The organism is Streptomyces sp. NPDC001781 (assembly GCF_053596035.1).
Genome location: NZ_JBSFFI010000001.1, coordinates 36,253 through 62,734, shown reverse-complemented (window position 1 = coordinate 62,734; position 26,482 = coordinate 36,253). Strand labels below are relative to the sequence as shown.

31 protein-coding genes and 1 pseudogene are annotated in these 26,482 nt (G+C 72.7%); 8 read left to right on the top strand and 24 right to left on the bottom strand.

Annotated features, from left to right (window positions below):
* The first annotated feature begins 174 nt into the window (after positions 1-174).
* The 3 genes from ACWCV3_RS00340 to ACWCV3_RS00330 all read left to right on the top strand — a co-directional run bounded on the left by ACWCV3_RS00340 (position 175) and on the right by ACWCV3_RS00330 (position 3,902).
* On the top strand, positions 175-981 hold the full coding sequence (locus tag ACWCV3_RS00340) for a class I SAM-dependent methyltransferase (protein WP_451216044.1): 807 nt from the start codon (positions 175-177) through the stop codon (positions 979-981).
* A gap of 220 nt (positions 982-1,201) precedes the next feature.
* Complete coding sequence (locus tag ACWCV3_RS00335) at positions 1,202-2,344, top strand: NlpC/P60 family protein (RefSeq protein WP_451216041.1); 1,143 nt, start codon at positions 1,202-1,204, stop codon at positions 2,342-2,344.
* A 265-nt stretch (positions 2,345-2,609) separates the two neighbouring features.
* Positions 2,610-3,902 carry a PP2C family protein-serine/threonine phosphatase gene (locus tag ACWCV3_RS00330; RefSeq protein ID WP_451216038.1) on the top strand — a complete coding sequence of 431 codons (1,293 nt, stop codon included), beginning with the start codon at positions 2,610-2,612 and terminating at the stop codon, positions 3,900-3,902.
* Positions 3,903-4,117: 215 nt separating this feature from the next.
* Here ACWCV3_RS00330 and ACWCV3_RS00325 read toward each other — a convergent pair whose 3' ends face one another.
* From ACWCV3_RS00325 to ACWCV3_RS00310, 4 genes are all read right to left on the bottom strand, one after another.
* Positions 4,118-4,477, bottom strand: coding sequence for a DUF2516 family protein (locus ACWCV3_RS00325; protein ID WP_451216759.1), 360 nt, complete (start codon positions 4,475-4,477; stop codon positions 4,118-4,120).
* A gap of 109 nt (positions 4,478-4,586) precedes the next feature.
* Positions 4,587-5,210, bottom strand: a complete 624-nt coding sequence (locus ACWCV3_RS00320) for a hypothetical protein (RefSeq protein ID WP_451216035.1) — start codon at positions 5,208-5,210, stop codon at positions 4,587-4,589.
* Positions 5,211-5,287: 77 nt separating this feature from the next.
* Positions 5,288-5,737: a helix-turn-helix domain-containing protein gene (locus tag ACWCV3_RS00315; protein WP_451216033.1), complete on the bottom strand. Its 450-nt coding sequence runs from the start codon at positions 5,735-5,737 to the stop codon at positions 5,288-5,290.
* A 241-nt stretch (positions 5,738-5,978) separates the two neighbouring features.
* Complete coding sequence (locus ACWCV3_RS00310) at positions 5,979-6,569, bottom strand: TetR/AcrR family transcriptional regulator (protein WP_451216030.1); 591 nt, start codon at positions 6,567-6,569, stop codon at positions 5,979-5,981.
* A gap of 138 nt (positions 6,570-6,707) precedes the next feature.
* Here ACWCV3_RS00310 and ACWCV3_RS00305 point away from each other — a divergent pair, with 138 nt between their 5' ends.
* Complete coding sequence (locus ACWCV3_RS00305) at positions 6,708-7,745, top strand: aldo/keto reductase (protein ID WP_451216027.1); 1,038 nt, start codon at positions 6,708-6,710, stop codon at positions 7,743-7,745.
* Positions 7,746-7,810: 65 nt separating this feature from the next.
* Here ACWCV3_RS00305 and ACWCV3_RS00300 read toward each other — a convergent pair.
* From ACWCV3_RS00300 to ACWCV3_RS00270, 7 genes and pseudogenes are all read right to left on the bottom strand, one after another.
* Positions 7,811-8,089 (bottom strand): annotated as a pseudogene (locus ACWCV3_RS00300) (hypothetical protein); the annotation flags it as partial.
* A gap of 6 nt (positions 8,090-8,095) precedes the next feature.
* A complete protein-coding gene (locus tag ACWCV3_RS00295) occupies positions 8,096-9,193 on the bottom strand; it encodes an aminoglycoside phosphotransferase family protein (protein WP_451216024.1) in 1,098 nt (365 codons plus the stop codon).
* A gap of 137 nt (positions 9,194-9,330) precedes the next feature.
* Positions 9,331-10,056: an HAD family hydrolase gene (locus ACWCV3_RS00290; protein ID WP_451216021.1), complete on the bottom strand. Its 726-nt coding sequence runs from the start codon at positions 10,054-10,056 to the stop codon at positions 9,331-9,333.
* A 38-nt stretch (positions 10,057-10,094) separates the two neighbouring features.
* Positions 10,095-10,973 (bottom strand): GntR family transcriptional regulator, encoded by an 879-nt coding sequence (locus ACWCV3_RS00285; protein WP_451216018.1) that lies wholly within the window; start codon positions 10,971-10,973, stop codon positions 10,095-10,097.
* Between the two features lie 163 nt (positions 10,974-11,136).
* The gene (locus ACWCV3_RS00280) at positions 11,137-12,045 is read right to left on the bottom strand and encodes a winged helix-turn-helix domain-containing protein (RefSeq protein WP_451216015.1); all 909 of its coding nucleotides are present in this window, start codon (positions 12,043-12,045) and stop codon (positions 11,137-11,139) included.
* 302 nt (positions 12,046-12,347) lie between these two features.
* A complete protein-coding gene (locus tag ACWCV3_RS00275) occupies positions 12,348-13,586 on the bottom strand; it encodes a GNAT family N-acetyltransferase (RefSeq protein ID WP_451216012.1) in 1,239 nt (412 codons plus the stop codon).
* A gap of 61 nt (positions 13,587-13,647) precedes the next feature.
* Entirely contained in the window at positions 13,648-14,235 is a 588-nt protein-coding gene (locus ACWCV3_RS00270) for an RsiG family protein (RefSeq protein ID WP_451216009.1), read from the bottom strand.
* Between the two features lie 163 nt (positions 14,236-14,398).
* On the opposite strand from ACWCV3_RS00270, the gene dtd reads away from it, so the two are divergent.
* Positions 14,399-14,824, top strand: a complete 426-nt coding sequence (dtd, locus tag ACWCV3_RS00265) for a D-aminoacyl-tRNA deacylase (protein ID WP_451216006.1) — start codon at positions 14,399-14,401, stop codon at positions 14,822-14,824.
* A 72-nt stretch (positions 14,825-14,896) separates the two neighbouring features.
* On the opposite strand, the gene ACWCV3_RS00260 is transcribed toward dtd, so the two are convergent.
* The 5 genes from ACWCV3_RS00260 to ACWCV3_RS00240 form a co-directional block, all read right to left on the bottom strand.
* Positions 14,897-15,865: a CorA family divalent cation transporter gene (locus ACWCV3_RS00260; protein ID WP_451216003.1), complete on the bottom strand. Its 969-nt coding sequence runs from the start codon at positions 15,863-15,865 to the stop codon at positions 14,897-14,899.
* Between the two features lie 122 nt (positions 15,866-15,987).
* A complete protein-coding gene (locus ACWCV3_RS00255; protein WP_451216000.1) occupies positions 15,988-16,422 on the bottom strand; it encodes a hypothetical protein in 435 nt (144 codons plus the stop codon).
* A 13-nt stretch (positions 16,423-16,435) separates the two neighbouring features.
* Complete coding sequence (gene ygfZ, locus ACWCV3_RS00250; protein WP_451215997.1) at positions 16,436-17,401, bottom strand: CAF17-like 4Fe-4S cluster assembly/insertion protein YgfZ; 966 nt, start codon at positions 17,399-17,401, stop codon at positions 16,436-16,438.
* 10 nt (positions 17,402-17,411) lie between these two features.
* On the bottom strand, positions 17,412-17,849 hold the full coding sequence (locus ACWCV3_RS00245) for a Fur family transcriptional regulator (protein WP_451215994.1): 438 nt from the start codon (positions 17,847-17,849) through the stop codon (positions 17,412-17,414).
* Between the two features lie 70 nt (positions 17,850-17,919).
* Complete coding sequence (locus ACWCV3_RS00240; protein WP_451215991.1) at positions 17,920-18,495, bottom strand: FABP family protein; 576 nt, start codon at positions 18,493-18,495, stop codon at positions 17,920-17,922.
* Positions 18,496-18,761: 266 nt separating this feature from the next.
* Here ACWCV3_RS00240 and ACWCV3_RS00235 point away from each other — a divergent pair, with 266 nt between their 5' ends.
* Positions 18,762-19,124, top strand: coding sequence for a DsrE family protein (locus tag ACWCV3_RS00235; protein ID WP_086694126.1), 363 nt, complete (start codon positions 18,762-18,764; stop codon positions 19,122-19,124).
* A gap of 46 nt (positions 19,125-19,170) precedes the next feature.
* Here the strand turns inward: ACWCV3_RS00235 and ACWCV3_RS00230 are convergent, their stop codons facing one another.
* The 8 genes from ACWCV3_RS00230 to ACWCV3_RS00195 all read right to left on the bottom strand — a co-directional run bounded on the left by ACWCV3_RS00230 (position 19,171) and on the right by ACWCV3_RS00195 (position 24,335).
* Complete coding sequence (locus ACWCV3_RS00230) at positions 19,171-19,434, bottom strand: DUF3099 domain-containing protein (RefSeq protein ID WP_078858349.1); 264 nt, start codon at positions 19,432-19,434, stop codon at positions 19,171-19,173.
* A gap of 99 nt (positions 19,435-19,533) precedes the next feature.
* On the bottom strand, positions 19,534-19,821 hold the full coding sequence (locus tag ACWCV3_RS00225; RefSeq protein ID WP_451215987.1) for a DUF1416 domain-containing protein: 288 nt from the start codon (positions 19,819-19,821) through the stop codon (positions 19,534-19,536).
* Between the two features lie 44 nt (positions 19,822-19,865).
* Positions 19,866-20,711 (bottom strand): sulfurtransferase, encoded by an 846-nt coding sequence (locus ACWCV3_RS00220; RefSeq protein WP_451215984.1) that lies wholly within the window; start codon positions 20,709-20,711, stop codon positions 19,866-19,868.
* Positions 20,712-20,842: 131 nt separating this feature from the next.
* Entirely contained in the window at positions 20,843-20,923 is an 81-nt protein-coding gene (locus tag ACWCV3_RS00215; protein ID WP_350751515.1) for an Ms5788A family Cys-rich leader peptide, read from the bottom strand.
* 230 nt (positions 20,924-21,153) lie between these two features.
* Complete coding sequence (locus ACWCV3_RS00210) at positions 21,154-21,891, bottom strand: LmeA family phospholipid-binding protein (RefSeq protein ID WP_451215982.1); 738 nt, start codon at positions 21,889-21,891, stop codon at positions 21,154-21,156.
* A 183-nt stretch (positions 21,892-22,074) separates the two neighbouring features.
* Positions 22,075-23,181: a hypothetical protein gene (locus tag ACWCV3_RS00205; RefSeq protein ID WP_451215979.1), complete on the bottom strand. Its 1,107-nt coding sequence runs from the start codon at positions 23,179-23,181 to the stop codon at positions 22,075-22,077.
* Positions 23,182-23,185: 4 nt separating this feature from the next.
* Entirely contained in the window at positions 23,186-23,440 is a 255-nt protein-coding gene (locus tag ACWCV3_RS00200; protein ID WP_451215976.1) for a MoaD/ThiS family protein, read from the bottom strand.
* Positions 23,441-23,492: 52 nt separating this feature from the next.
* Positions 23,493-24,335: an alpha/beta hydrolase gene (locus ACWCV3_RS00195; protein WP_451215972.1), complete on the bottom strand. Its 843-nt coding sequence runs from the start codon at positions 24,333-24,335 to the stop codon at positions 23,493-23,495.
* A gap of 110 nt (positions 24,336-24,445) precedes the next feature.
* On the opposite strand from ACWCV3_RS00195, the gene ACWCV3_RS00190 reads away from it, so the two are divergent.
* The gene (locus ACWCV3_RS00190; RefSeq protein ID WP_451215969.1) at positions 24,446-25,249 is read left to right on the top strand and encodes a winged helix-turn-helix transcriptional regulator; all 804 of its coding nucleotides are present in this window, start codon (positions 24,446-24,448) and stop codon (positions 25,247-25,249) included.
* 190 nt (positions 25,250-25,439) lie between these two features.
* Positions 25,440-26,465, top strand: coding sequence for a LacI family DNA-binding transcriptional regulator (locus tag ACWCV3_RS00185; RefSeq protein WP_451215966.1), 1,026 nt, complete (start codon positions 25,440-25,442; stop codon positions 26,463-26,465).
* The last annotated feature ends 17 nt before the right edge of the window (positions 26,466-26,482 follow it).

The following is a 26,482-nucleotide window of genomic DNA, read 5'->3' as shown; positions in this document are numbered from 1 at the left end:
GGCTTCCTCCTCGCTCGGGCACGCCTGCCGGTGGACCGTCCGAGTCCTCCGTGGGGTGCAACAGCGGAGGGGGTTCTTCCCATTTCCCGATCAAGCGTTTTTACCCAATCATGACCCGCACCCGCTCAACCGTTCGACCGAGGGTGCTCACTCCGCCCGCTTACCCTCGTAGACATGGCATCCCGCACGACCCGCCCCGTAGGCACGGTGACGCGCGGGACGACCAACCCCAACCGCCTGCGCCGCATGGACCGCTGGATCGCGGCCACGCACGGCGCCGAACTGCTGCGCGCGGCCGACCCGCTGGCCGTCGACCTCGGTTACGGGGCCGCGCCCTGGACCGCCGTCGAACTGCTCGGCAGGCTGCGCACCGTCGCCCCGCACGCGCGCGTGGTCGGCGTCGAGATCGAACCGGAGCGGGTGGCGGCGGCGAGACCGTACGAGCGCGAGGGGCTCGCCTTCCGGCACGGCGGCTTCGAGGTCCCGGTGCCCGGCCGGCCGCTGCTGATCCGGGCCGCCAACGTGCTGAGGCAGTACGACGAGGAGCAGGTCGCCGCCGTGTGGCGGGGGCTGTGCGCGCGGCTGGCACCGGCGGGCGACGGCTCGCGCGGGGGGCTGCTGGTCGAGGGCACCTGCGACGAGATCGGACGGCGGCACGTCTGGGTCGCGCTCGGCCCCGAGGGGCCGCGCACGGTCACCTTCGCCACTCGGCTCGGCTCCCTGGAACGCCCCTCCGACCTGGCCGAACGGCTGCCGAAGGCACTGATCCACCGCAACGTGCCGGGCGAGCCGGTGCACGCCTTCCTGCGCGACTTCGACCGCGCCTGGGCCGCCGCCGCGCCCTACGCCTCCTACGGCGCCCGCCAGCGCTGGCTGCGCACGGTCCGGGACCTCGCGGCCGACTGGCCGGTGACGGACGGCCCCGCGCGCTGGCGGCAGGGCGAAGTGACCCTGGCGTGGGCGGCGTTGGCACCCCGCTGACACTGGTTCACCTGTTCGAGGGAATCGCACGGAATCCGGGACAGGAGGGGAACGATCTCCGGTTCCGGTACGTCGGACGGGCGTGAAGATCGCGGGGGAGGCGCGGGGCGCCGGGGGACGCACGACTTCGTACGACCTCTGTCACTTCGCACCGGATCGTGGCACCATCCTGCGGACGGACCGTAAGTTACTGACGGTAAATCAGTTTGGGGGGACTGTTATGGCCAGGGGCAAGCACGGGCTGCTCGCCGCCGCCGTGACCGTGGTCTGCGCGGTGACCGTACTGGCGGTGCCGGGCACGGCGTTCGCGTCGGCACCGCTCGGACCCGCCGACCCCTCCCCCGCACCCCGGGCGAGCGCCACCCCCGCACCCGCCGCCACGCCCGCACCCGCCGCCACGCCCGCCCCCGTCCCCGACGCCGAGCTGGAGAGGGTCCGCGCCCGCCTCGACGGGCTGTACCGCGACGCGGCCGTCGCCACCGACGCCTACAACGCGGCCGAGGAGAAGACACGCAAGCAGTCCGTGCAGCTCGCCCGACTGGAGAAGCGCACGGACACGGCCCGGGGGAAACTGGCCGAACTGAAGGACCAGGCGGGCGCCGCCGCGCGGGCCCAGTACCGGGACAGCGGGATGCCGCCGATGGCGCGCTTCCTGCTCAGTGACGATCCGGAGCGCTTCGCGGACGGCGCCGGCACCCTGCTGAACGGCGCGCGGGCCACCAGGAAGCTGATCGCCGAGACCGCTCGCGTCGAGCGGGAGCTGAAGCGGGACACCGCCGACGCGGCCGCGCGCTGGAAGAGGCTGGAGCGGGACCGCAAGGACAAGGCCGCCGCCCAGAAGACGATCAAGGTGCGGATCAAGGAAGCCGAGAAGCTCGAGTCGCGGCTGGAGAAGAAGGAGAAGGAGAGGCTGGCCGAGCTGGAGCGGCAGGCCGCCCGCAAGGCGCAGAGCGCATGGCTCGACACCGGTGTCCTGAAGAAGGAGGCCGGCACCGCGACCGCCGCCGCCACCTCCGCCGGGGCCGAGGCCGTCGCCTTCGCCTACGCCCAGCTCGGCAAGCCCTACGTCTGGGGGGCCGAGGGTCCCGACTCCTTCGACTGCTCCGGCCTGACCTCGCAGGCGTGGGCCGACGCCGGCACCCCGATCCCGCGCACCTCGCAGGAGCAGTGGAAGCAGCTCCCGCACGTGGACGTGACGGAGATGCGCCCCGGCGACCTCGTCATCTACTTCGCCGACGCCACCCACGTCGGGATGTACGTGGGCGACGGCAAAATAATCCACGCCCCCCGACCCGGCCGCACGGTCACGGTCGCGGGCGCGGGCACCATGCCGATCCTGGGGGTCGTACGCCCCGACGCGTGACCGGCACCACACCCCGCACCGTTCTGCCCCGCCCTGTGACCAACGGCACGCGGGAGAGCGGGAACCACGTGAGCTTCGTCATCCCGAGCCCCCGGTCGCACAGCCCAACTACCTTACGGGTCAGGGCATATGACAGCGGTCTGCGCGATTCGCACGCCGCGCGCCCCATTCCGCCGGGGCGGCCGATGCCGCTAGGGTCACCCGACGGCGTTACGAGGACCCTCGGCGCCGCCGTGCCCCCGGGGGGAGGGAAGGAATCCAGGACATGTCCGTACCCGTACCGCGGCAGAGAGCAGTCCCGGCCGCCGAACGCGGTCCGGCGCAGGTCTCGGCCGTAGCCCTCACCGAGGAGGCGCACCGCGACACCGCTGCCCTCGGCGCGGCACTCACCGTGCTCCTCGTCGAGGACGACCCGTCCGGCGCGCTCGTCCCCGAGATGCGGGACTCGGCCGGCCGGCCGATCCGCGTACGTACCGCCCGCAACCTCACCGAGGCGGGGCGGCTGCTCACGCCCGACGTGAACTGCATCCTGCTCGACCTCGCCCTCCCGGCCGCCGGCTGCGCCGACGCCGAGGACGGCGCCGAGCTGGCCGTGCTGCGTCAGGTGCTGGAGCTGGCACCGCGGCACGCGGTGATCGCGCTGACCGCCTCCGGCGACGCCGAGCGCGGCGCGGAGGCCGTGCGCGTAGGCGCCCAGGACTACCTCTTCCGCGACGAACTGGACAGCCGGCTGCTGAGCCGCGCCATCCGGTACGCCGTGGAGCGCAAGCGTTCCGACACCGCCGAGCGGCGGCTGGCGGAGGGCAGGCTGCGCGCGCAGGAGAACCGGCGCCTGGAGCGCGGGCTGCTGCCGACGCCGCTGCTGGAGGGCGCCGCGCTGCGGTTCGCCGCGCGCTACCGCCCCGGCCGCTCGCGCGCGCTGCTCGGCGGCGACTTCTACGACGCGGTCCGCACCCCGGACGGCACCGTGCACGCCATGATCGGCGACGTCTGCGGCCACGGCCCGGACGAGGCCGCGCTCGGCGTGGAGCTGCGGATCGCCTGGCGGGCGCTGACCCTGGCGGGGCTGTGCGGGGACGAGCTGCTCGGCACGCTGCAGGAGGTGCTGGAGCACGAGCGCTCGGACGAGGAGATCTTCGCGACCCTCTGCACGGTGGACATCGCACCCGACGGCCGCCGCGCGGGCCTCTGCCTGGCCGGGCACCCGGCCCCGCTGCTGATCCGCCCCGGCGCGACACCGGTCCCCCGCCTGCTCCCCTTCGACAACAACGGCCCCGCCCTCGGGCTCCTGCCCGGCGCCCGCTGGCCCCGCACCCAGGTCGAGCTGGGCGCCGAGTGGAGCCTCATGCTCTACACCGACGGCCTCATAGAAGGCCGCACCTCCCCCGGCGGCCCCCGCCTCGGCCAGGACGGCATGCTCGACATGATCCACCGCCAGCTCTCGGAGGGCCTGCGCGGCGAGGAGCTCCTGCGGGCCGCGGTCAGCGAGGTGCGCCGCCTGAACGGCGACGAACTGACGGACGACGTAGCGGTGGTCCTCCTGGACCGGGTGTCGTAGCGGACCGACGCGGGCAGGGGCTGGCACTCGCCGCCCCACCCCGACACCCGACACGGGCCCCGCGGCCGGGACGAGCGCCGCGCGCCGCCCGGCTCACCGGCCGGCGCGCGGCGCTCGTCCCCGTCCGGCCGGGGCACCGGCGCGGGCACACGCAGTCGGCCGTGGGGCGGCACCCCTTGGACCGGGGACCGGCTCGGGCCGAACCGGCGGAGCCGTCAGCGGCCGCCGTTGTACGGGCCGTACGGGCCGTCGCTGCTGCTGCCGCCCCGGCCCTTGCCCCGGCCCCAGCCGCCACGGCTGCCGCCGGTGAGGGCTTTGACGGCGGGGCGGACGTCGACGAGGTAGACGATGCTGGCGACGGCGCCCGCGGCCGGGAGGATGGACAGGATCGAGAAGAGGGAGCTGACCGCGAGGGCGATGCCCAGGATGATCAGCCAGAAGACCTTGGTCTGCTTGTCCGCCGCGCGGAACGCGTCCTCACGCCGGAAGGCCGCGTCCAGGAGTCCGAACGCGGCCAGGGCCATGAGGACGATCTTCAGGATCCCCATGAACCCCTGGAAGCCCAGCATCAGCATGTCGCCCACCGCTCCTCGCCTTCTCAGTCGCTGCCGTCACGCTACCCGCAGAACGGGCCGGGCGGGCACCCCGATGGTGCCCGGCCCGTACGTCTCACACCGTCCGCGGTCACTTGGCCGGCGGGGTCGGCTTCTTCGCCTGAGGAGCCTTGCGGGCGGCGGCCGGAGCCGGCTTCTTCGCGTCCGGCTTCTTCTCGGCGGCCGGGGCGGGCTTGGCGACGGCCGGACCGGCGGCACCGGCGGCCGGCTTCGGGGTCTCCTTGATCACACCCGGCTGGGGCTGGCCCTCGACGGCGATGGCGAGCTCCTCGATCTCCTCGGCGGCGTCGCCGCGCCAGGTCCGCACGGCCTGCTCGCCGTGCTCGGCGACCTTCTCGTACGCCTCGCGCGCCTTGACGGCGTACTCGGCGGCCACGCCGACACCGCGCAGGGCGAGGTCCTGGGCCTGCTCGCCGACCTTCTTCAGGTCGACGTCGAGGTTGCCGATGAGGCCGTTGACCCTGGTCTGGATGGTCTCCTGCGCCTCCTTGGCGCGGGCGGTGGCCCGCTCCTGGACGACCTTGGGGTCGGTCGCGCGGACCTGCTCGATCCGGGCCGGGGCCTGGGCGCGGAGCTGCTCGACCAGCGAGGGCACCTTCCGGACCTGCCGGATGGCGAGATCGGCGGTACCGGCGGCGAAGTAGAGCGGAGTCGGGTCGCTGAAGGTCTTGCGCAGGTCGTCGGTGATGGCCATGGTGAAGGTCCTCCCGGATTCGCGTTCGGCTGAGGTCGGTGTGGTCCGCGTGCGGTGGCCGGAGCCCTGGTCCGGCTTCATCCGGCCGTCCGCCGCGGACCGGCATCACTGCCGGGTGTGTCGCTGGGCTGCGCTTCCGTACCCTCGGACTCCTCGGGTCGTACGGGGCCTTCGCCGCCGAGTCCGTTCTCCTTGCGGAAGGACTCGTAGATCTGGAGCAGGACCTGCTTCTGCCGTTCGTCGAGCGAGGGGTCGGCGAGGATGACGGCACGCGTCTCGACCTCGTCCCGGTCCCGCTCGGCGTCGAGGATGCCCGCGCGGACGTACAGCGTCTCGGCGGAGATCCGCAGCGCCTTGGCGACCTGCTGCAGCACCTCCGCGCTGGGCTTGCGCAGCCCGCGCTCGATCTGGCTCAGGTACGGATTCGACACCCCGGCGGCATCGGCGAGCTGCCGCAGCGAGAGCTGGGCGTTGCGCCGCTGCTCGCGCAGATACTCACCGAGATTGCCGACGTTGAGCGATGCCATGCCTCCACCATGCCCACCTTCGCTAACTTTTGCAAGCACCCTGCTTGCAAAAGTGTTGCGACCGGGGCGTGAGGGGAGGGTTTCGGCTGGTATCACCCCGTCTCGGCTGCCCGTCACCGCGAGAGTCACACCCGGCGCAGCACCGGCAGCGCCAGGCGGCGGCCGGCCGGAGCGCGTGCGCAAGGACGCCCACGGCCTGGCGGCCCGGCTCACGGGGCGCTCCTCCCGCCCGGGCCGCAGATCACTTCCCGGCCGCGCCCGCACTCCCGTACCGCAGCCCGTCGAGCAGCAGCCCCACCATCCGCCCCGTGTGCCCGTCGTCGTCCTGCGCCGGGAGGGTCAGGTTGGCGACGGCCCGCAGAAGATCGTTCGGGTCGATGTCCGCGCGCACCTCGCCCGCATCGGCCGCCGCCAGGAGCAGGGACTCCAGCGCCGGTACCAGACGGAGCTGGAAGTACGACGGGAGGCTGTCGTAGGCCGGGTCGCCGGAGTGGAGGGCGGCGCTGAGGCCGCGCTTGGTGGCGATGAAGTGGGTGAAGCGGAGGAGCCACAGGCGCAGAGCCTCCACGGGGGTGTGGTCGGCGGCGAGTGCCGGCGCGGTGTCGGCGCAGGCGTCGACCTCATGGCGGAAGACGGCCGCGATGAGGTCGGAGCGCTGCGGGAAGTGCCGGTACAGGGTGCCCGCGCCGACGCCCGCGCGAGCCGTGATCTGCCGTACGGGCGCATCCACGCCGGACTCGGCGAACACCTCGGCGGCGGCCGTCAGCAGCGTGTCGATGCTGCGCCGCGCGTCGGCCCTCAGGCGCGGGCGGGACGGCTCCGCTCCGGTCATGCCGGCTCTCCCCTCATGCCAGACCTCCACTTGCTAACCGGAACAGTGTTCCGTATCGTTCTTCTCGGAACACCGTTCCGTTTTCGTGAGCGTAGCGCGCCGCGGCAGGCCCTGGCCACCGCGGGTTGGAGGAGACTCATGAAGTACCGCACGCTGGGCCGGACCGGCATGAAGGTCAGCCCCTACTGCCTGGGCGCGATGATGTTCGGCGCCATCGGCAACCCCGACCACGACGACTCCGTACGCATGATCCACAAAGCGCTGGACGCCGGGATCAACTTCATCGACACCGCCGACATGTACTCGTACGGGGAGTCGGAGGAGATCGTCGGCAAGGCGCTGAAGGGGCGGCGGGACTCCGTCGTGCTCGCCACCAAGGCGCGGCTGCCCATGAACTCCGGCGGCGCCGACCCCAACATGCAAGGCACGTCACGGCGTTGGCTGACCCGGGCGCTGGACGACTCGCTGCGCCGGCTCGGCACGGACCACGTGGACCTCTTCCAGATCCACCGGCCCGACCCGGACACCGACACCGAGGAGACCCTCTCCGCCCTCACCGACCTGGTGCGCGCGGGCAAGGTCCGCGCGATCGGCACCTCCAGCTACCCGGCCTCCGACATCGTCGAGGCCCAGTGGGTCGCCGAACACCACCGGCTCCAGCGGTTCCGTACCGAGCAGCCGACGTACTCCCTGCTCAACCGGGGCGCCGAACGCGAGGTGCTGCCGGTGTGCGAGCGGTACGGGATGGGGACGCTGATCTACAGCCCGCTGGCCGGAGGCATGCTCACCGGGCGCTACCGCAAGGACCGGCCGGCCGACACCCACCGCTCCACCTACGGCTTCCGGCACCTGCGCGACGAGCGGCGGCTGGACACCGTGGAACGGCTCATCCCGGTCGCCGAGGATGCCGGTGTCTCGCTGACGCACCTCGCGCTGGCCTTCGTGATCAGCCACCCCGGCGTCACCTCCGCGATCATCGGCCCGCGCACGATGGAGCAGCTCGACGACCTGCTCGCGGGGGACAAGGTCACGCTGTCCGACGAGATCCTGGACCGCGTCGACGCGCTCGTCCCGCCCGGTACGGACGTGGGCGCCCTCGACAATACGTACGCCCCGCCCGCGATCACCGAGGCTCATCTGCGGCGCCGGTGGGCCGGGGAGCGGTCGGCCGCCTGAGGGTCGGTCCGGCGGGTTCCCGCTCAGCCACGCCGGCAGGGCGGTGAAGTCGACCGGGGTGAGCCCGTGGTCCAGTGGATCAGCGCGGGCGGCTCGTCCTCGTCCGGCCACGGCACCACCGGCAGCCCCAGCCACGGCCCGACCACCGGGTTCGCGTCGTCCATCCAGGTCGACGCCCACACCAGCTCACATCCGAGCGGCGGCAGCTCGGCGCCGAGCCGGGGATCGACCCGCCCCAGCAGCGGATGCCCACCCGTGTCACCAGCCCGTTCGAACACCGGACAGGTGCCGTCGGGGGCGCCGAAGGGGACGAGCGGACCGTGCATGTCGAGAAAGAGCAGCATCACTCCTCAGCATCGGCCGTCCACCGCCCGCCCGCCCTCCTGCGCCCGGTGCCAGCGCTTCAGCGCCGCCGCCACCCGCCCCGCGTCCGGGACCTCCGTCACGCCCAGCGGTCGCGCGCCTCTCGCCAGGATCTCCCGCAGCTTCACCGCGAGGACGGCGGGCGGTGGAGCTGCGGGGTCCTCCAGCGCCAGGGCCGAGCGGATGACGTCCGTGAAGACGGACTGGGCCCGCTTGTAGGCGAGCAGAGGCGTGAGGTCGTCCGCCCAGCCGCGCACGCTCGGCGCGCGGACGGCGCGGACGGCCGTGTGCCAGCGGGCGGCGACCTCGCGGGACTGGGCGGCCGGATAGCGCATGAGATGGAGGTGGGTGGCCAGGTCGTACAGGGGGTCGCCGACCATGGCCAGTTCCCAGTCGATGGTCCAGAGCCGGTCGACCGGGTCGACGACGAAGTTCTCGCGGTGCAGGTCGGCGTGGAGGAGGCAGAAGGGACGCCGGGACAGGCCGTGCACGTGCGCGCGCAGATGCTTGAACGAGTTCTCGGTGAGGCCGAGTTCGGCGAAGAGAAGCTCGAAGCGGTCGAGGTTGCGTCGGTAGACGCGGTGCTCGGTGAAGTGGACGAGCCGTTCCAGGAAGCCGTCGCTGTCGCCGTCCGCGGGGCGGTCCTCGGCAGCGCAGCGCCGCTCGGCGGGGACGTCGTCCGGCCCGATGGCGGCCAGCCTGCCGAACAGCTCGGTGATCTGACGGCACAGGCCCTCCGGCACCTCGGTGCCGGAGGGGTGGAGCGTGCCGAGGGTGGCCCCCTCGATGAACCGCATCAGCCGCATCCCGCCGACCTCCACCAGGCCGGGGACGCGCGGCACCCGGTCGCCGAGCGCGGTGAGCAGGCGCTCCTCCGAGGCGAAGCAGCGCCGGTCGAACCAGAGCAGCCCGTCGCGGGGCTCCCGGCACTTCCACCGCCCCGGATGCCGCCGCGCCGCCTCGCCGGCCAGCGGGAAGACGTACGTCTCGTGGTGGTAGCCCTGGAGCGGGCCCTCGACCACCTTGTCGTCGCCGCTGGCCCCGGCCGCGTTCAGCCGGGCAATCGAAACCGTTTCGGGGGACATGGCCCGTTCTCTCGCCGTGCGCCCTGCCGAAAGGGGCGGAAGTGGCAGCACGGTACCGCCTCGGGAGCAGGTCACCGCCCCACGACTCCGGCCCTGTTCCCCCGTACCGGCGACGGGGTGCACACGCGTGCCAACGGCTACCCGCGCAGCGCGTGCAGCACGGGTTCGAGGGAGGTCAGGACCGTGTCGGCGCCCGAGGCGCGCAGCTGCTTGGCGCGGCGCTCGCCGGTCGCCAGGCCGAGGAAGCGCACCCCCGCCCGCTCGGCGGCGACGAGGTCGCTCGGCGAGTCCCCGATCATCAGCGCGGACTCGGGGGCGGCGCCCAGGGCGGCGAGGGCCCGGTTGAGGCAGTGCGGGTCGGGCTTGAGGCGGTGCAGGTCGGCGGTGCGGCCGTAGATGTGCGGGGCGAAGCAGCCGGTCAGGCCGCGTCCGGCGAGGTAGGCGTGGACCACGCGCGGGGAGTTGTTGGTGGTGACCGCCAGCCGGGAGCCGACGGCGGCCCAGGTGCGGATCAGCGGGTCGGCGTACGGGGTGGGCCAGGCGGAGGCGGCGGCCAGCAGCTCGTCCTGGGTGAGGCGTTCCTCCAGCTCGGCGACGAGATCGCTGCCGGGGTGGCGGCGGTCCACCGCGCGCAGCACCACCTGCGGGTCCAGCGTCTCCCGCTCGTCCTCGGTGAGCAGCCCGCGCAGTCCGCGCCCGGCCAGCCACTCCACCAGCCCGGCCGCGACCCGCTCGGCGCGGTGCCGGGCGAACAGGCGGCAGACCGGGCCGTCGAAGTCCCAGAGGACGACCCGCGCCCCGATCAGTTCCCGTAGCTTCTCGGTCCCCTGGTCGCTCTTCTCCTCGACCGTTTCGGTCGGCATCAGCTCATGCTGCGTCGTTTCCGGTGTCTTGGAAGTCACTAGGAGAGTGTCAGGTCCGTCGTGATGGTTTCCCAGAGGGCGTCGAACCACTTCTGCGACTGTTCCACGAAGGAGGCGTCCCGTTGGCCCGACCGCTTCTCGAAGGAGAACAGCATCGACTCCGAGCCGAGGGTGTCGAACATCTCCAGGGTGCCGGTGTCGGTGGGCTCCTCACGCCGGGTGACCATGTAGTACGCGTACAGCGCCTCCGTGCCGTTGAGCAGGTACAGCTTGGCCGGCGGGGTGAAGGGCAGGGCGCGGAAGGTGACGTGGACGTCGATGTCGTGCGTGGCCCGCAGGGCGTTGAGGTTGTACTGGAGCACCTGCCCCTGGGCGTTGCGCATCGCCAGCCAGCGCCGGTGCACCGGGTCCGCGTCGTCCCCGCCGGGGTCCACGGGGACCGGGAAGGCGAGGCTGATGTCCCGCGAGGGGAGCAGGACGCGGACGTCGATGCGCTCGGGACGCACCCGGCCCTCGTGGATCAGGCGGAGCGGCTCGCCGAGGGCGGGGATCAGGCTCTGCGCGGTCAGGCAGAGGGCGTCGACGCGGACGTGGGACGCGGTGAACGCCTCCGCCAGCCGGTGGGCCAGGGCGACCATCGTGGGCTGGGGGCCGTCCTGTGCCGGGGCGGGTCGCGCGACGCGCGGGGGGCTGCCCTTGGTGACGCCGGTGAGCAGACCCTCGTCGTGCAGCAGGCGCAGCGCCTGACGGACCGCGCCGCGCTCCACGCCGAACTCCTCGGCCAGCTCGGCCTGGGTGGGCAGCCGCTCGCCCGCCCTCAGCTCACCGGCGCGGATGCGGGCGCGCAGGGCCTCCGCGATCTCCTGGGCGGTGAACCGTCTGCCGCTCACTGCCACGTTCTCCTGGGTCACCACCAAACGGTACAACCTCAGTCCATCTGCTGGCAGTTGTCGGCAAGCAGCGGCCAAGTGCAGATCTCTTGGCATGAGTTGGCCGCCAACTCGGCCAGGGCCTTTCGTTCGGATCAGGCCGGGTCCGGTACCGGAACCCGCGAGCCCGGCATGATCCGAACGAGAGGCCCTACCCCAGCACCAGCTCCGAGCTGATCGTCTCCCACAGTGCGTCGAACCAGAGCCGCGACTGCGCCACGAACTCGGTGTCCCGCTCCCCGGCCCCCCGCGCGAAGGCGAACAGCATCGACCGGGTGCCCTCGGCGTCGTACAGCGTCAGGTGCTCCGGGCCGATGTCCCGCTCGCGCCGGGCCAGCGTGTAGTAGGCGAACAGCGCCTCGGAGCCGTTGAGCAGATACAGCTTGACCGGCGGGGTGAAGGGGAGCGCGCGGAAGCGGACCCGGACGTCGATGCCGTGCGTGCCGCGCAGGGCGAGCAGGTTGTGCCGGAGCACCTCGCCCTGGGCGTTGCGCTGGGCCAGCCAGCGCCGGTGCAGCAGCGCGGTGTCGGCGGCGTCCACCGGGGCGGGGAAGGCGAGGGCGATGTCACGGCTCGGCAGCAGCAGCCGTACGTCGATCTTGGCCGGTTTCAGCCAGCCCTCGTGGATCTGGCGCAGCGGTTCCCCGATGGCGAGCGTCAGCGAGACGGAGGTCAGGCAGAGGGCGTCCACGCGGACGTGCGGCACCGCGAAGGCGGCCGCGACGCGGGGTGCGAGCCCCGCCATCGTGGGCTGCGGCGGAGCGGCCGGGCCGGCCGCGCCGGGCGGGACGGCCACCGTGGCGGGGCTGCCCTGCGACGATCCGGTGAGCAGACGCTCGACGCGCAGGATGCGCAGCGCCTCGCGGACCGTGCCGCGCTCGACCCCGAACTCCTCGGCCAGCTCCGCCTGGGTGGGCAGCCGCTCGCCGGGACGCAGCACACCGGCGTCGATACGGGTGCGCAGGGTGTCGGCCACCACGCGAGAGGTGACACGTGAGGGCTGTGGCCGTGGTGACCTGTTCCGCCCAGTGGCGGAGACGTGTTCCGGGTCCACGGACAAAGGCTACAACTTCCCGCCATCTTCCGGCAGTTCGCGGGATGATGGTTATGAGCCGCTTCCGGGCGGCTATAACTACAGTGAAGTTGGCAGCCAACTTGACCGACATGGTCGAGCTTTCCGGCGGTTGGCCGACCGGGTTCCCCTCCGGAGGGGAGCCGGGAGCCCGGCAGGGGGCGGCCACGGGAGCGCACAGCCACAACTGAACACCCGCACAGCCACAACCGAACAGCGTCAGCGCACAGCCACAACCGAACAGCACGCTACGGATGAACGGCCGCCGGCACGGCAGGAGGCGACCGGGGTCAGAAGGAGTCCGGGCACCACGGGCGCACGGACGTGCGGAACAGGGCGTCGGCCGCACCGGCGGCGCCCTCCCGCTCCTCCTGGACACGCCCCAGCGCCGCCAGCCGTGCCAGTGAGCCGTCCCCGAGCCACACCGTGGCCAGCTCGGCCACCGGCAGCGTCAGCTCGGCGGACGCACCGCCCGCCGGGGTGCAGGACGCGCCGTCGGGGGACGCCTCCAGCCGGTACCGCCCGCCCGCCGTGCCGTCCTCGTCCAGCACCTCGATCACCAGCGACCCGGACCGCTCGTAGCTCCGCGCCTCCAGCGCCCGTACGACGTCCAGCAGCCGGACCCACAGCCAGTCCGCGTGCGTCTCGACACGGGCCGCGCGGGCGTCGGGCAGCAGGAAGGGGAGCAGGGAGTCCGGGGCCCGCCAGCCGCTCCTGACGTGGGCGATCCAGTCGATCGAGCACAGGTAGCGCCACAGCGCGGTCTCGGCCGCCGGGGTCGCGGCGGTCAGCCAGTCGACCTTGGCCGTGTTGTCCGGCTGCTGCCCCTCCCACTTGGCCTCGCAGCGGTACGACACCAGGCCCTCCACCTCACCGGAGGCGGACCGGTACACCGCGTAGAACGGCTCGGTCCAGTCCCGGCCGAAGCGGGCCACCCCGGTACTGGCGTCCCACCACAGCTCGTCCCGGCCGATCGCCCCCGGCGTCACCGCCCGCACCCGCTCGGACAGCTCCGGGCCCAGCGTGCGCACCTCGGCGCCGCCCACCAGGTCGATCCGGGCACCGTCCGCGGGGCCCGCCCAGCGCGGATCGAGCCCCGAACGCCTCACGTCCACGGTCCAGTCGGTCGCCCAGGTCGCCGGGCCGAAGCCGTGCCTGCCGTAGATCGGGTACTCGGCCGCGAGCAGCGTGGCGACCACGTCACCGCGCTCCCGTGCCGCCGCCAGGTCCTCGCGCATCATCCGGGTGAGCAGGCCGCGACGGCGGTGCGTCGGGGAGACGGTGACGTTGGAGACCGCGTTCGCGGGGACGTACGCGCCGCCGACCGCGGTGACCTCCTGCGCGAAGGAGCGGTAGGTGCCCACGCAGCGTGCGCCGTCGAAGGCGCCGAGCGACCGGCCCGGCTCGAACTGCCGCAGCCTCGCGGCCCGCTGCTCCGAAGTGAGCACCGGTTCCTTGAGGAAGCCGGTGTCCAGCGCGCGGTGCCAGTTGTCGAATGCGTCCTCGGCCACGGGGCGTACGTCGATCATGGGGCCAAGGTAGCCACGGGAACCGGCATGTGTCGCGCGGGTTTCCGGTTCCCCGTCCGGCTCACGCCAGCAGGTCGTCGACCTGGGCCTCGCCCGCCCGGTACCGGCGCGCGATCTCGCCGCCGGAGTCGTCGGCGGTGCGCTGGAGACCCTGGCGCCGGTGGGAGATCTGCTGCTCGTACCCGGTCAGCCGGCCCATGGCGGCCGCCAGTTCGGCGTCCGTGCGGGCGGTGAGGTCGGACAGCTCCACCTCGGCGAGCATCTCGGCCGCGAGCTTGCCGTACTCCTCGCTGTGCGGGGTGCCGAGGGTGACATGGCGGGCGGAGGAGCGGTGGCGGGCCGGGGCGTCGGCGAGGATCTCCGACAGCCGCTCCACCACGGACCCGTCCACCGGCGCCGGTACCCGCTCCCCGCCCCGGCGGGCCAGCTCGGCGCGCAGGATGTCGATCCGGCCCTGGAGCAGCCGCCGGACGTAGCTCAGATCGGCCTCCTCCCGCTGGGCGTCCCGGCGCAGAGCACGCAGCTCGGGCAGGCTCAGCGGGGCCAGGACGTTCGCGCCGGACTCCTCGGGCTGCGGGCTCGGCGGGCTCTCGGCGCGCTGTGCGGGCGGCCGGTGTGTGACCGGATCACTGGTGCTCGATGTGCTCATGTGCGGTGGACCGTCCCCTCGACCGGCGTGTGGGAAGCATCGTGCCACCCCCGGTGGCCGCTATGTGACCGACTGCCCCCGAACGGCCCTGGATGGGGGGTATGGATTGGTTGCGGACCCCCGCACCGGGGTGACCCCGGCCGCGCACGGCATGATGGTGCCCATGCGTGCGGTGGTGCAACGGGTGGACGGCGCGAGCGTCGTCGTGGACGGCGAGACGGTGGGCGCGATCGAGGGCGAGGGCCTGTGCGTCCTGGTCGGCGTGACCCACGAGGACACCAAGGAGAAGGCGGCCCAGCTGGCCCGCAAACTCTGGTCGGTGCGCATGCTGTCCGACGAGAGGTCGTGCAGCGACATCGGTGCCCCGCTGCTGGTCGTCAGCCAGTTCACCCTCTACGGCGACGCCCGCAAGGGCCGCCGCCCCACCTGGAACGCCGCCGCCCCCGGCCCGGTCGCCGAACCGCTGGTGGACGAGGTCGTCGCCCGGCTCCGCGCCCTCGGCGCCACGGTGGCCACCGGCCGCTTCGGGGCCCGGATGCGGGTCTCCCTGGTGAACGACGGCCCCTTCACGATCCTGGTCGAGGTCTAGGGCCGCTCGTTCGGACCGAGCAGGGGCCAGGAGCCCCCGCTCCCTGATCCGGCCTGATCCGAACGAAAGACCCTAGTCCTCGTCCAGGAGCCGGCGCCAGATGCGGGTGCGGTGCAGCAGGTAGAACGAACCCAGCAGAACCAGGGCCTGCAGCCCGATGGCGAGCAGCCAGAAGTCGTCCCTGGTCTCCAGCTTGTCGGTGAGAAAAGTGAAGTTCATGCCGAAGAACCCGGTGAGGAACGACAGCGGCAGGAAGATCACCGACACGAGCGCCAGCCGGTTGATCACGCTGTTCTGCTCACCCGCGACGAGCGAGGAGTAGCTGCTGAACGACCGGCGGGTGGCTTCCTGGAGCGACTCGATGTCGGCCAGCACCATGCGTCCGGCCGTCTGGAACTCCCGGGCGCAGCGCTGCCGTTCATCGGGGAAGGAGGGGTTCATCATCCGCCGCGTCAGAACCGCGTCGGTCACCTGGAGGAACGGCAGCAGAGCGTGGTGGAGCTGGGCTGCGCTCCGTCGCAGCCGCGCCAGCGACTGGAGCTGCTCGGACCTGCGGTCCTCGAACATCTCGTCCTCGAGTTCCTCGGTCTCCAGCAGGTTCCGCACGGCGGCCAGCCGGAACGTCGCCAGGGCCTCCTGGAGCACGATGAAGAGCATGTGCACCGTGTCCACCGGCCGCTCGTGCCGCAGTCCCCGGGCGATCTTCTCGGCGAGGCCCGCCTGGCCGTGGTGCGCGGTGGCCAGGAAACGGTCGGTCACCACGACGTGCACATGATGGATCGTCTCCCCGTGCACCACGGGCACCACGAAGCCGGCCCGGTCCCCCAGGTAGTCGGCCCGCGCCGGCTCTCCGGGCCTGCCGAACCAGTCCAGCTCCTCGGCGTCGAGTCCCAGCCGGGCGGCGAGGGAAACCGGCCGGGCGTCCGGCGGGAGTTCGACGTCGACGAGAAGCAGGGAATCCCCGGTCAGCCGCTCCCTGGCGCCGGCGAGGTCCGTCCGGGTGACGGTCACCTCCGGCATCGACACCACCGTTACAGTCATCGCTCCGCCGTCGCTCCCGGGGGCCCTGTGCCTGCAGCCTCTCCGTGCGGCCGCGTCCCCGCAACCGCAGCCACCCCTGCGCGCCCCGGCAGACGCCGAACGGGTGGCGGGCCGCGGCGGTCCTACCTCCCCGGCCGGGCAGAGAGGTGACCCTCGTGCCCCGCGCGGTCCAGCACCCAGGCGTACGCCCCCAGCCCGAGCGCGGTACGGGCCAGGGCGTCGAGCCACATCCCGGTGCCGCCCCGCAGCAGCGGCGTCGTGAGCGCGGCGGCCACGGCCAGGGACACCGCGTACCGCCCCCACCTCCCGCGCCCGTACCGCCCCCACCTCCCGCGCCCGAGCCGCGCGCCCAGCAGCCCGGCCGGGATCTGGACGGCGACGTGCAGGCCGAGAACGAGCAGCGGCACGACGAGCAGCACCGTGAACGGGGCGTCCGCGGCCGGATCGCCGGGCGGTGTCGCGTAGGCCGCCCCGGCGAGCCAGGAGGGCATCACCGCGAACGAGCACAGCAGCAAGAAGCCGCTCGCGTGCATCGCCCCGATGTGTCTGCCGCTCACCCAGGACACCCGCTCACGGCTCGACGACCGTCTCCTGCGCCGCCGCCGTGTCTCCGGCCAGGAGCCGCGCGTCGGTGGGGACGTTGCGCTTGATGACGGCGAGGGCGACGGGGCCGAGCTCGTGGTGGCGCACGGACGTCGTCACCAGTCCGATCCTGCGGCCGTCGGGGCCGTCGTCCGCGAGGCGGATCTCGGTGCCGGGCGGGGGGAGGTGGACGTCGCTGCCGTCGAGGTGCAGGAAGACCAGGCGGCGCGGGGGCTTGCCCAGGTTCTGCACGCGGGCGACCGTCTCCTGGCCGCGGTAGCAGCCCTTCTGCAGGTGTACGGCGGTGCCGATCCAGCCCAGCTCGTGCGGGATCGTACGGTGGTCGGTCTCGAAGCCGAGGCGGGGCCGGTGCTGCTCGACCCGGAGCGCCTCGTGGGCGAGGAGCCCGGCGGCCGGACCGGAGCGGGCGGCGAACTCCTCCAGCCGCTCGCGCGGCAGGAACAGATCACGGCCGTACGGCGTCTCGCGGACCACCACGCCCTCGGGGACCTCGGTGATGGAGCCGGCGGGGAGGTGGACCACCGCGGTGTCGGCGGTGCGGTCGGCTACCTCGACGCGGTAGAAGAACTTCATCGACTCCAGGTAGGCGATCAGCGCCTCCTGGGTACCGGGCTCGACGTGCGCCCAGACGGTCGTGCCGTCGTCCACCAGGTACAGGGCGTGCTCGATGTGCCCGTTGGCGGAGAGAACGAGCGCCTCTGTGGCCTCGCCGGCCGGGAGTTCGCTGACGTGCTGGGTGAGCAGCAGGTGCAGCCAGCTCAGCCGGTCCGCGCCGGTCACGGCGACGACGCCCCGGTGGGAGAGGTCGACGAAACCGGTGCCGTCGGCGAGGGCGCGCTGCTCGCGGAACAGGTCGCCGTAGTGGGCGGCGACGCCTTCGTCCACGCCCTCGGCGGGGACGGCGCCGGGCAGGGACAGCAGGGGGCTCTTCATACGGGCCAGCCTACGACGGGGTGCTCGCACTCTTCACCGTGCAGTCCGCGCACCGGCCGAAGATCGCGAAGTGCTTCATGTCGGTGTCGAACCCGAACTGCTCGCGCAGCCGCGCGGTGAAGTCCGCGGCGACCTCCACGTCCGCCTCGATCACGTTCTCGCAGTCCCGGCAGACCAGGTGGAGATGGTGGTGGCGGTCGGCGAGGTGATAGGTGGGGGCGCCGTGGCCGAGATGGGCATGGCTGACCAGGCCCAGCTCCTCCAGGAGTTCCAGCGTGCGGTACACGGTGGAGATGTTGACCCCGGAGGCGGTCCTCCTGACCTCGACGAGGATGTCGTCCGGCGTCGCGTGCTCCAGGGAGTCCACGGCTTCGAGCACGAGTTGCCGCTGCGGCGTCAGCCGGTAACCGCGCTGCCTGAGGTCACTCTTCCAGTCGGTGCTCACCACACTGGAAGTGTAGGGCCGCCGGGCCGGGCACCCCGCTCGCACGGGCGCGCCGGCCCGGTCCGGCACGGGCCTACTTGAAGAACGCGATGCCGTCGTCGGGCATGTCCTCGGGGAGGTCCTTCGCCCAGCGCTCGACGTCCTCGGGGGTGACGGCCTTCTTGAGCTGGGCCGACATGTAGGGGCGCAGCTCGACCTCGGGGGTCTGCTTCTCGCCGACCCACATGAGGTCGCCCTTGACGTAGCCGTACAGCCGCTTGCCGCCCGAGTACGCCGGCGACTCCGGGGTGCGGGCGACCGCGTCGGTGACCAGGTCGATCTGGGGCTTCTTGTCCGCCAGCTCGCCGTACCAGATCTCCACCACGCCGTCGTCGCGGGTCATCGTGACCGTGATCCTGCGCTCGGCGTCGATGCGCCAGAAGCCGGACTCGGACTCCAGCGGACGGACCTTGTTGCCCTCGCTGTCGAGGACCCAGGTACGGGACCGGTACTCCAGGAAGTCCCGGCCGTCGTGGCTGAAGCTCACCTCCTGGCCGAAGTTGCACTTCTCGGAGCCGGGGAAGTCGTGAACACCCGCGCCGGCCCAGTTGCCCAGCAGAAAGGCGAGGGGGACGAGGTCCTTGTTCAGGTCAGACGGGATCTCGATCATGAGCGGCCGTTCCTGTCGGTTCTGGGGCGGTGCTTCAGCGCTGGCCCTGGTACAGCTTCTTCACGGTCAGTCCGGCGAAGGCGAGCACGCCGACGCAGACCAGGACCAGCAGCAGTTCGAAGAAGATCTCCACGGGTGTGCTCCTTGAGCGGAAGTGGACGTACGACAGAGCCGCGCCCAGCTTACGCGGCCGGGGTGGGAGTCTCTTGGCGAGGTCCGGATGCGGGTGCCGGGAGCCGTGCGGGGGCCCGCACTACGATCGCCGCATGGCGAACAAGCTCGTGATCAAGGTGACCTCCGGGGCCGACGCTCCGGAGCGGTGTTCTCAGGCGTTCACCGTGGCGGCGGTGGCCGTGGCGAGTGGGGTGGACGTGTCGGTGTGGCTGACCGGGGAGTCGGCGTGGTTCGCGTTGCCGGGGCGGGCGGCGGAGTTCGAGCTGCCGCACGCGGCGCCGTTGCAGGACCTGCTGGAGTCGGTGCTCTCGGCGGGACGGGTCACCCTGTGCACGCAGTGCGCGGTACGGCGGGACATCGGCGAGGGGGACGTCATCGAGGGCGTGCGTATCGCCGGCGCCCAGGTCTTCGTGCAGGAGGTCATGGCGGACGGCACGCAGGCCCTCGTCTACTGACCCCCCGCCTGCCGGAATCGGCGCGCACCGAGGCCCGGGACAGCCCTCAGGAACGCGGGCGCTTCTTGCCGTCCAGTTCGTCCCACCAGTCGTCGGACTCGGGATCACCCGAGGGCGCGTCCCACCACCGGTCCTCCGGTCCGCGCCGGTTCGCGACCATCGCGGCCACCGGCGGGATCACCATGGCGAACAGGCACATACCGACCGCCGCCGGGACGGACCAGATCCGGACCACCGCCCAGGCGAGGACGAAGAGGACGACGCAGACCCCCATCATCACGAAGTACCAGCGACGCCGCCGTGCGTACATGACTCCAGAGTAGGTCCGGACAGCCGGAAGGGCCGCGCCCCAGGTGTCCAACCCGGTGGGCGCGGCCCCTTGCCCCGGCCGCGGGCGTCCGCGGACGTCTCAGACGGCGATGGCGACCTCGGCCAGACCGCCCGGCTGGGCGACGACCGTGCGGTCCGCGGTGCCGCCCGGCACCAGGGCGCGCAGGGTCCACGTGCCCTCGGCCGCGTAGAAGCGGAACTGCCCCGTGGCGGAGGTGGGGACCTCCGCGGTGAACTCGCCCGTCGAGTCCAGCAGGCGGACGTAGCCCGTCACCGGCTCGCCGTCCCGCGTCACCTGCCCCTGGATGGTGGTCTCACCGGGCCGAATCGTCGAGGCGTCCGGGCCGCCGGCCTTCGCTCCACACATGTCCTTCTCCGTAACGGTCTGACCAGAAGGTCGGTCGGGGTTGCTTACTTGGCTGCGCCCAGCTCGATCGGCACGCCGACCAGCGAGCCGTACTCGGTCCAGGAACCGTCGTAGTTCCTGACGTTCTCCACGCCCAGCAGCTCGTGCAGCACGAACCAGGTGAGCGCCGAGCGCTCGCCGATGCGGCAGTAGGCGATGGTGTCCTTGGCGAGGTCGATGCCCTCCGCCGCGTACAGCTCCTTCAGCTCCTCGTCGGACTTGAAGGTGCCGTCGTCGTTGGCGTTCTTCGACCACGGGATGTTGCGGGCGCTGGGCACGTGGCCGGGGCGCTGCGACTGCTCCTGCGGGAGGTGGGCCGGGGCGAGCAGCTTGCCGGAGAACTCGTCGGGCGAGCGCACGTCGACCAGGTTCTGGGTGCCGATCGCGGCCACCACGTCGTCACGGAAGGCGCGGATCGCGGTGTTCTGCGGCTTGGCCCGGTACTCGGTCTTCGGCCGCTCGGGCACCTCGTCACCGGAGACCAGCTCGCGGGCGTCCAGCTCCCACTTCTTGCGGCCGCCGTCGAGGAGCTTGACGTTGTCATGGCCGTAGAGCTTGAAGTACCAGTACGCGTAGGACGCGAACCAGTTGTTGTTGCCGCCGTAGAGGACGACCAGGGTGTCGTTGCCGATGCCCTTCTCCGACAGGAGCTTCTCGAAGCCCTCCTGGTCGATGAAGTCGCGGCGGACCGGGTCCTGGAGATCCTTGGTCCAGTCGACGCGGATCGCGTTGCGGATGTGGTTCTTCTCGTAGGCGGACGTGTCCTCGTCCACCTCCACGAGGGCGATGGTCGGGTCGTCGAGGTGCTCCTGCACCCAGTCGGCGTCGACCAGGACGTCGCTGCGGCTCATGCTTTCTTCTCCTCCGGGGCAGTCACGGTGGCGTGCGGTGAGAGGGGTGCGCGTGCACACGGGTGTGCGACGGCGCACGAATGCCCTTCCAGCAGGGCGGCATGGAGATGCGGGAGCGCGGTGACTTCCGCTCAGAAGGGGCGACAGAGCATGGCGGCAACGCGGCACAGGTCCACTGCCCGCCGCTTCGTGAGATCCGCCTGTCGCTTCATGCCGTCGATCGTAAGGAGATCCGGGCGCACGTGTCACCGGCGTGTCGGATGGTGAGACGCGATCGTCCGGATGCCGGTCACCGTCGAGGTGTCCAGGTGCACGGAAACCGCCTCGCGCTCCGGGTTCCGGGGCGCGAGGCGGTTTCCGTCGACCTTCGCGTCCGCCGCACATCTGCGGTGCGGACACCGCGTCTCGTCAGTCGGACAGGGGTACGGGCTCCGGCGGGGTCCTAACCGGCCAGCTTCAGGTCCGAACCCGTCACGCCGATCCGCACCCCGTCCTCCGTGGCCCGCACACTGCTCACCGCGATGCCGCCCGGCAACCGGTCCAGGGCCTGCTGGAAGTCGGTGATCTGGCGGAAGGTGCCGTCCGCCAGGTTGGCGCCCGCGATGACCGGCAGCGCGTCGGCGTGCACCGAGACCTTGCCGCCCTTGACGTCGAGGGAGCTGAGCACCGGGATGGTCCGCTGGATGCCGAGCGCCGGGATGCCGAGCTTCACCGAGACCTTGATCTTGCCGTCGCCGCCGTCGCCCAGGCCGGTGATCCGGGCGGTGATGCCGGGCGCCAGCTCGGTCGGCTCGGTCTTGGCGGCCTGCATGAGCTGGTCGTAGGCGATGGTCGCGGAACCGGTGCCGCTCCTGGCGGTGGCCGAGGAGTAGTCGCCGGAGAACTTCACGTCCTTCAGGTCGGCCTTCAGGTCGTCGATGCGGATGGTGCGGCCCTCGGCACCGGTGGGCACCGGGTAGGACTTGATGCCCAGCTCCACGCCGTCCAGCGAACCGGCCGCCACCTGGGTGAGGAACGGGAAGCCCTCGATGTCCACGTCCGGTGTCGAGGCCAGGTTCTCCCGCGCCCGGACCCGGTCCGCGACCTCGCCCTCGGCGAAGTGCACCGCCACCCGGTCCGCGATCACGAAGAGCCCGCCGAGGATCACGACGAGGATCAGAAGTATTCGCAGGGCCCGCATGTTCTCCCCAAGGGTCGGCGGTTCGGTTCCGGCGCCGCCACGGTAGCCCCGCCGGAGCCGCCCGGGCGGGAATTGTGGATCACCTGTGACGGGCCCGCGCCGTCCTGCGGCTTTTCCCGCGTTTACCCCCGGTGCTTTCCGGAAACCCCGGCCGGAAACCACTGCCGGCCGGGGTTGCGCCGGTCAGGCGAAGACGCGGCCCAGAAGCCAGACCGCCGGGGCGGCGGCCGCGAGGGGAAGGGCGACGCCCGCGGTGAAGTGGACGAAGCGGGAGGGGTAGTCGTACGCGGCGACACGGTGGCCGACGAGGGCGCAGACGGCCGCGCCCGCGCCGAGGGCCGCGCCCTGGGAGCCGAGGTCGGTCAGCCCGCCGACGGCGAAGCCGGCGCCCGCCGCGGCGAGCAGCGAGAAGACGACCGAGACCGGGGTGGGCATGGGCAGCGCGCGGGCCAGGACGGCGACCGCGACCCCGGCCGCGCCGGCCGACACCGCGGCCGGGGCGGCGCCCAGGTAGCCGGTGGCGAGGATGGCGAGCGCCGAGGAGGCGACCGTGGCCATCAGGCCGTACATCCGCTCGTCCGGCGAGGCGTGCGAGCGGAGCTGGAGGACCAGGGCCAGCAGGATCCAGATGCCGAGCGGGCCGAGGATCGCCAGGGGTGCCTGGTCACGGCCCGCCGCCAGCACGGCGGCGTCGGCGACCAGGCCGCCGAGGAAGGCCAGCGCGATGCCCTGCCGGGCGGGCCACATCCCGTTCAGCCGGAACCAGCCGGCCGCCGTCACGGCCTGGAGCAGCACCAGCGGCACCACCAGGGCGTACGAGCCGAGCGGCGCGGCCACCGCGAGCAGGGCGCCGAGCAGCGCCGTGAGCGCGGCGGGCTGGATGCCGGGCTCGATGATCGGCGACCGGCCCTCCAGCCGGGCCCGCTGGGCGTCGGTGATCCGGGCGTTCCCGGCGAGGGTGGCGGGACCGAAGGCGGGCTCCGGCTCCCCCACCGGGGCGGGGGTCTGCTGGGGGGGCTGCTCGGCCACCGGCACCCGCGCGTGGTTCTGGGTGTCCCAGGTCTGCCCCTGCCACTGCTGGGCCGGCTCGTGCTGGGGCCCGTACGGGTCCTGCCGGGCGCCGTAGGCGTCCTGCTGGGCCGCACCCTGCCGGGCCCCGTAGGGGTCGGCGTAGGGGTTGGGGAACTGCGGCTGCCCCGGCGGCGGGGCCCAGTTCCCGGGTGTCTGCGGCTGCCCGTAGGGGTCGTACCCCGGGTACGGTCCGCCCTCGTACGACTGCTGGTCGCTCAACGCCTCATCCTCCTGCGAACGGCGGGAGCACCTCGACCGTGCCGCCCTCGGCCAGCCGTACCGTCTCATGCGCGCGGGTCCCGACGGGAGCGCCGTCGACGAGGAACGCGCACCTCTGGAGCACGCGGGTGAGTTCGCCGGGGTGCCGTTCACGCACGGAGGCCAGCGCCTCGGCGAGCGTGCCGGCGTCGAACGGTTCGTCGGCGGTCCCGGCCGCGGCCTTGGCGGCGGCCCAGTAGCGCACCGTGACCTTGGGCATCTCGTTCCTCATCGGACGGCGTGGACAACAAAGAAAGACGGTGCGGCCAAGGCTAGTCCGTCTCCGCACCGGTACGCGCCCGCGCCCAGCGGCCGATCCGGGCCAGCAGCTCCGCACCGGCCGCGTTCTCCGCGTGGCCCATGCCCGGCTCCAGCCAGAGTTCGCCCGCCTCCCCGGCCGCGTCCGCGAGCATCCGGGGGTGGTCGAGCGGGAAGTAGCCGTCGCTGTCGCCGTGCACCACCAGCAGCGGGACCGGCGCCAGCCGGGCTGCCGCCTGGACCGGGGAGAGCGGGACGGGGTCCCAGTCGCGGTCGTGGATACGCGTGCGGAAGCCGTACCGGCCGACCAGCCGGCCCGAGGGGCGGGTGACCAGCCAGTGCAGCCGGCGCATCGGCGCCGTGCCCCGGTAGTACCAGCGGGCGGGCGAGCTGACCGAGACCACCGCGTCGACCGCGCCGGGGTTGAGGGCAGCGTGCCGCAGCACCACCGAGCCGCCCATGGAGAAGCCGACGGTCACCACGCGCGCGTGCCCGAAGCCGCGCGCCCACCGAACGGCCGCCGCCAGGTCCAGGACCTCCCGGTCGCCCACCGTGGAGCGCCCGCCGGAGGCGCCGTGCCCCCGGAAGGAGAAGGTCACCACCGCCCCGTAGGCGGCCAGGGCGCGGGCCACCCGGCGCACGTGCGGCCGGTCCACGTCCCCGGTGAAGCCGTGCGCGACGACGAACACCACCTCGGCCGGGCCCGTCTCGTATACGGCGGGTCCGGGATCGTATACGGAGTCGACGGCGATTCCGTCGGCCGTACGCAGAAAAGTCCGGACACCGGACCTCTGACCCGTCTCGGAGTTCGGACGAATGGTGGAACGTGTCGCATGACCCGCCGGACGGTTGCTCATGTGGGCTATTCTGCTGGGCAGAGGACTCGGGCAGTGAAGCCCCCGAGTCCTTTTGTGTTTCGGTACCGCACCGGACGCGTCCTCGCAGGGACCGAGGAGGAACCAGACGTATGAGTTCGCTGCTGCTCCTGACCAACGCCCTCCAGCCGTCGACGGAGGTGCTCCCCGCCCTCGGCCTGCTGCTGCACAGCGTGCGGGTCGCCCCGGCCGAGGGCCCCGCTCTCGTCGACACCCCCGGCGCCGACGTCATCCTCGTCGACGGCCGCCGCGACCTGCCCCAGGTGCGCAGCCTGTGTCAGTTGCTGCGCTCCACCGGGCCCGGCTGTCCGCTCGTCCTGGTGGTCACCGAGGGCGGGCTCGCCGCCGTCACCGCCGACTGGGGCATCGACGACGTCCTGCTGGACACCGCCGGCCCGGCCGAGGTCGAGGCCCGGCTGCGCCTCGCGACGGGCCGCCAGCAGCTCGTCACCGACGACTCCCCCATGGAGATCCGCAACGGCGACCTCTCCGTGGACGAGGCCACCTACTCCGCGAAGCTCAAGGGCCGCGTGCTCGACCTGACCTTCAAGGAGTTCGAGCTGCTGAAGTACCTGGCCCAGCACCCCGGCCGCGTCTTCACCCGCGCCCAGCTCCTCCAGGAGGTCTGGGGCTACGACTACTTCGGCGGCACCCGCACCGTGGACGTGCACGTACGTCGGCTGCGGGCCAAGCTCGGCCCGGAGCACGAGTCGCTCATCGGCACCGTCCGCAATGTGGGATACCGCTTCGTGACCCCGGAGAAGCCCGACCGGGCCGCCGAGGAGGCCCGCGCCGAGACCCGGCGGGCCTCGTCCGGGCGGGCGAGGACGGCGGAAGCGGCGGAAGGGGACGCCCCGGGGGTCGCCGAGGACAGCGCGGTCCCGGCGGACGCCTAGGGGCTGTCCGGCGGATCATCCGGCTCACCGGGATCGACCGGCACCGCTGCTTCCCCGCAGCCCGATCCGCCGGACCGGCCCTGGAGCCGTCGCGGCCGGGGTGGTGCCAGGGCACCCCCGGCGCTCCCGGCCCGCGGTCCACGCCACGAATGCCCTGCCCAGAGCGGGTCAATCCGCGTAGACTCCGCGCGTGGCGAAGGTTACTCGGGATGATGTGGCACGGCTGGCGGGGACCTCCACCGCCGTGGTCAGCTACGTCATCAACAACGGACCCCGGCCGGTCGCCCCGGCCACGCGCGAGCGTGTCCTCGCGGCGATCCAGGAACTGGGGTACCGGCCGGACCGGGTGGCCCAGGCGATGGCCTCGCGCCGTACCGACCTGATAGGTCTGATCATCCCGGACGCCCGCCAGCCCTTCTTCGGGGAGATGGCGCACGCGGTCGAACAGGCCGCCTCCGAGCGCGGGAAGATGGTCCTGGTCGGCAACACCGACTACATCGCCGAGCGCGAGGTCCACTATCTGCGGGCCTTCCTCGGCATGCGGGTCTCCGGTCTCATCCTCGTCTCGCACGCGCTGAACGACCAGGCCGCCGCCGAGATCGAGGCGTGGGACGCCCGCGTGGTGCTGCTGCACGAGCGCCCGGAGGCCATCGACGACGTCGCCGTCACCACCGACGACCTCGGCGGCGCCCAGCTCGCCGTCCGCCATCTGCTGGAGCACGGGTACGAGTACGTGGCCTGCATGGGCGGCACCGCCGACACCCCCGCGGTGGGCGACCCGGTCTCCGACCACGTCGAGGGCTGGCGCCGGGCGATGTCCGAGGCGGGTCTGTCCACCGAGGGCCGCCTCTTCGAGGCCGCTTACAACCGCTACGACGCCTACCGCGTGGCGCTGGAGGTCCTGGCCGGTCCGAACCGCCCGCCCGCGATCTTCTGCTCCACCGACGACCAGGCCATCGGCGTGCTCCGGGCCGCCCGCGAGCTGCGGCTTGACGTGCCGGGCGAGCTGGCGGTGGCCGGGTTCGACGACATCAAGGAAGCGGCGCTCGCCGACCCGCCGCTGACCACGGTGGCCTCCGACCGCCCGGCGATGGCCCGCGCGGCGGTCGACCTGGTCCTGGACGACGGGCTGCGCGTGGCGGGCTCGCGCCGGGAGCGGCTGAAGACCTTCCCCTCCCGCCTCCAGGTCCGCGCGAGCTGCGGATGCGCGAGCTGAAAGCGCAGGTCAGCGAG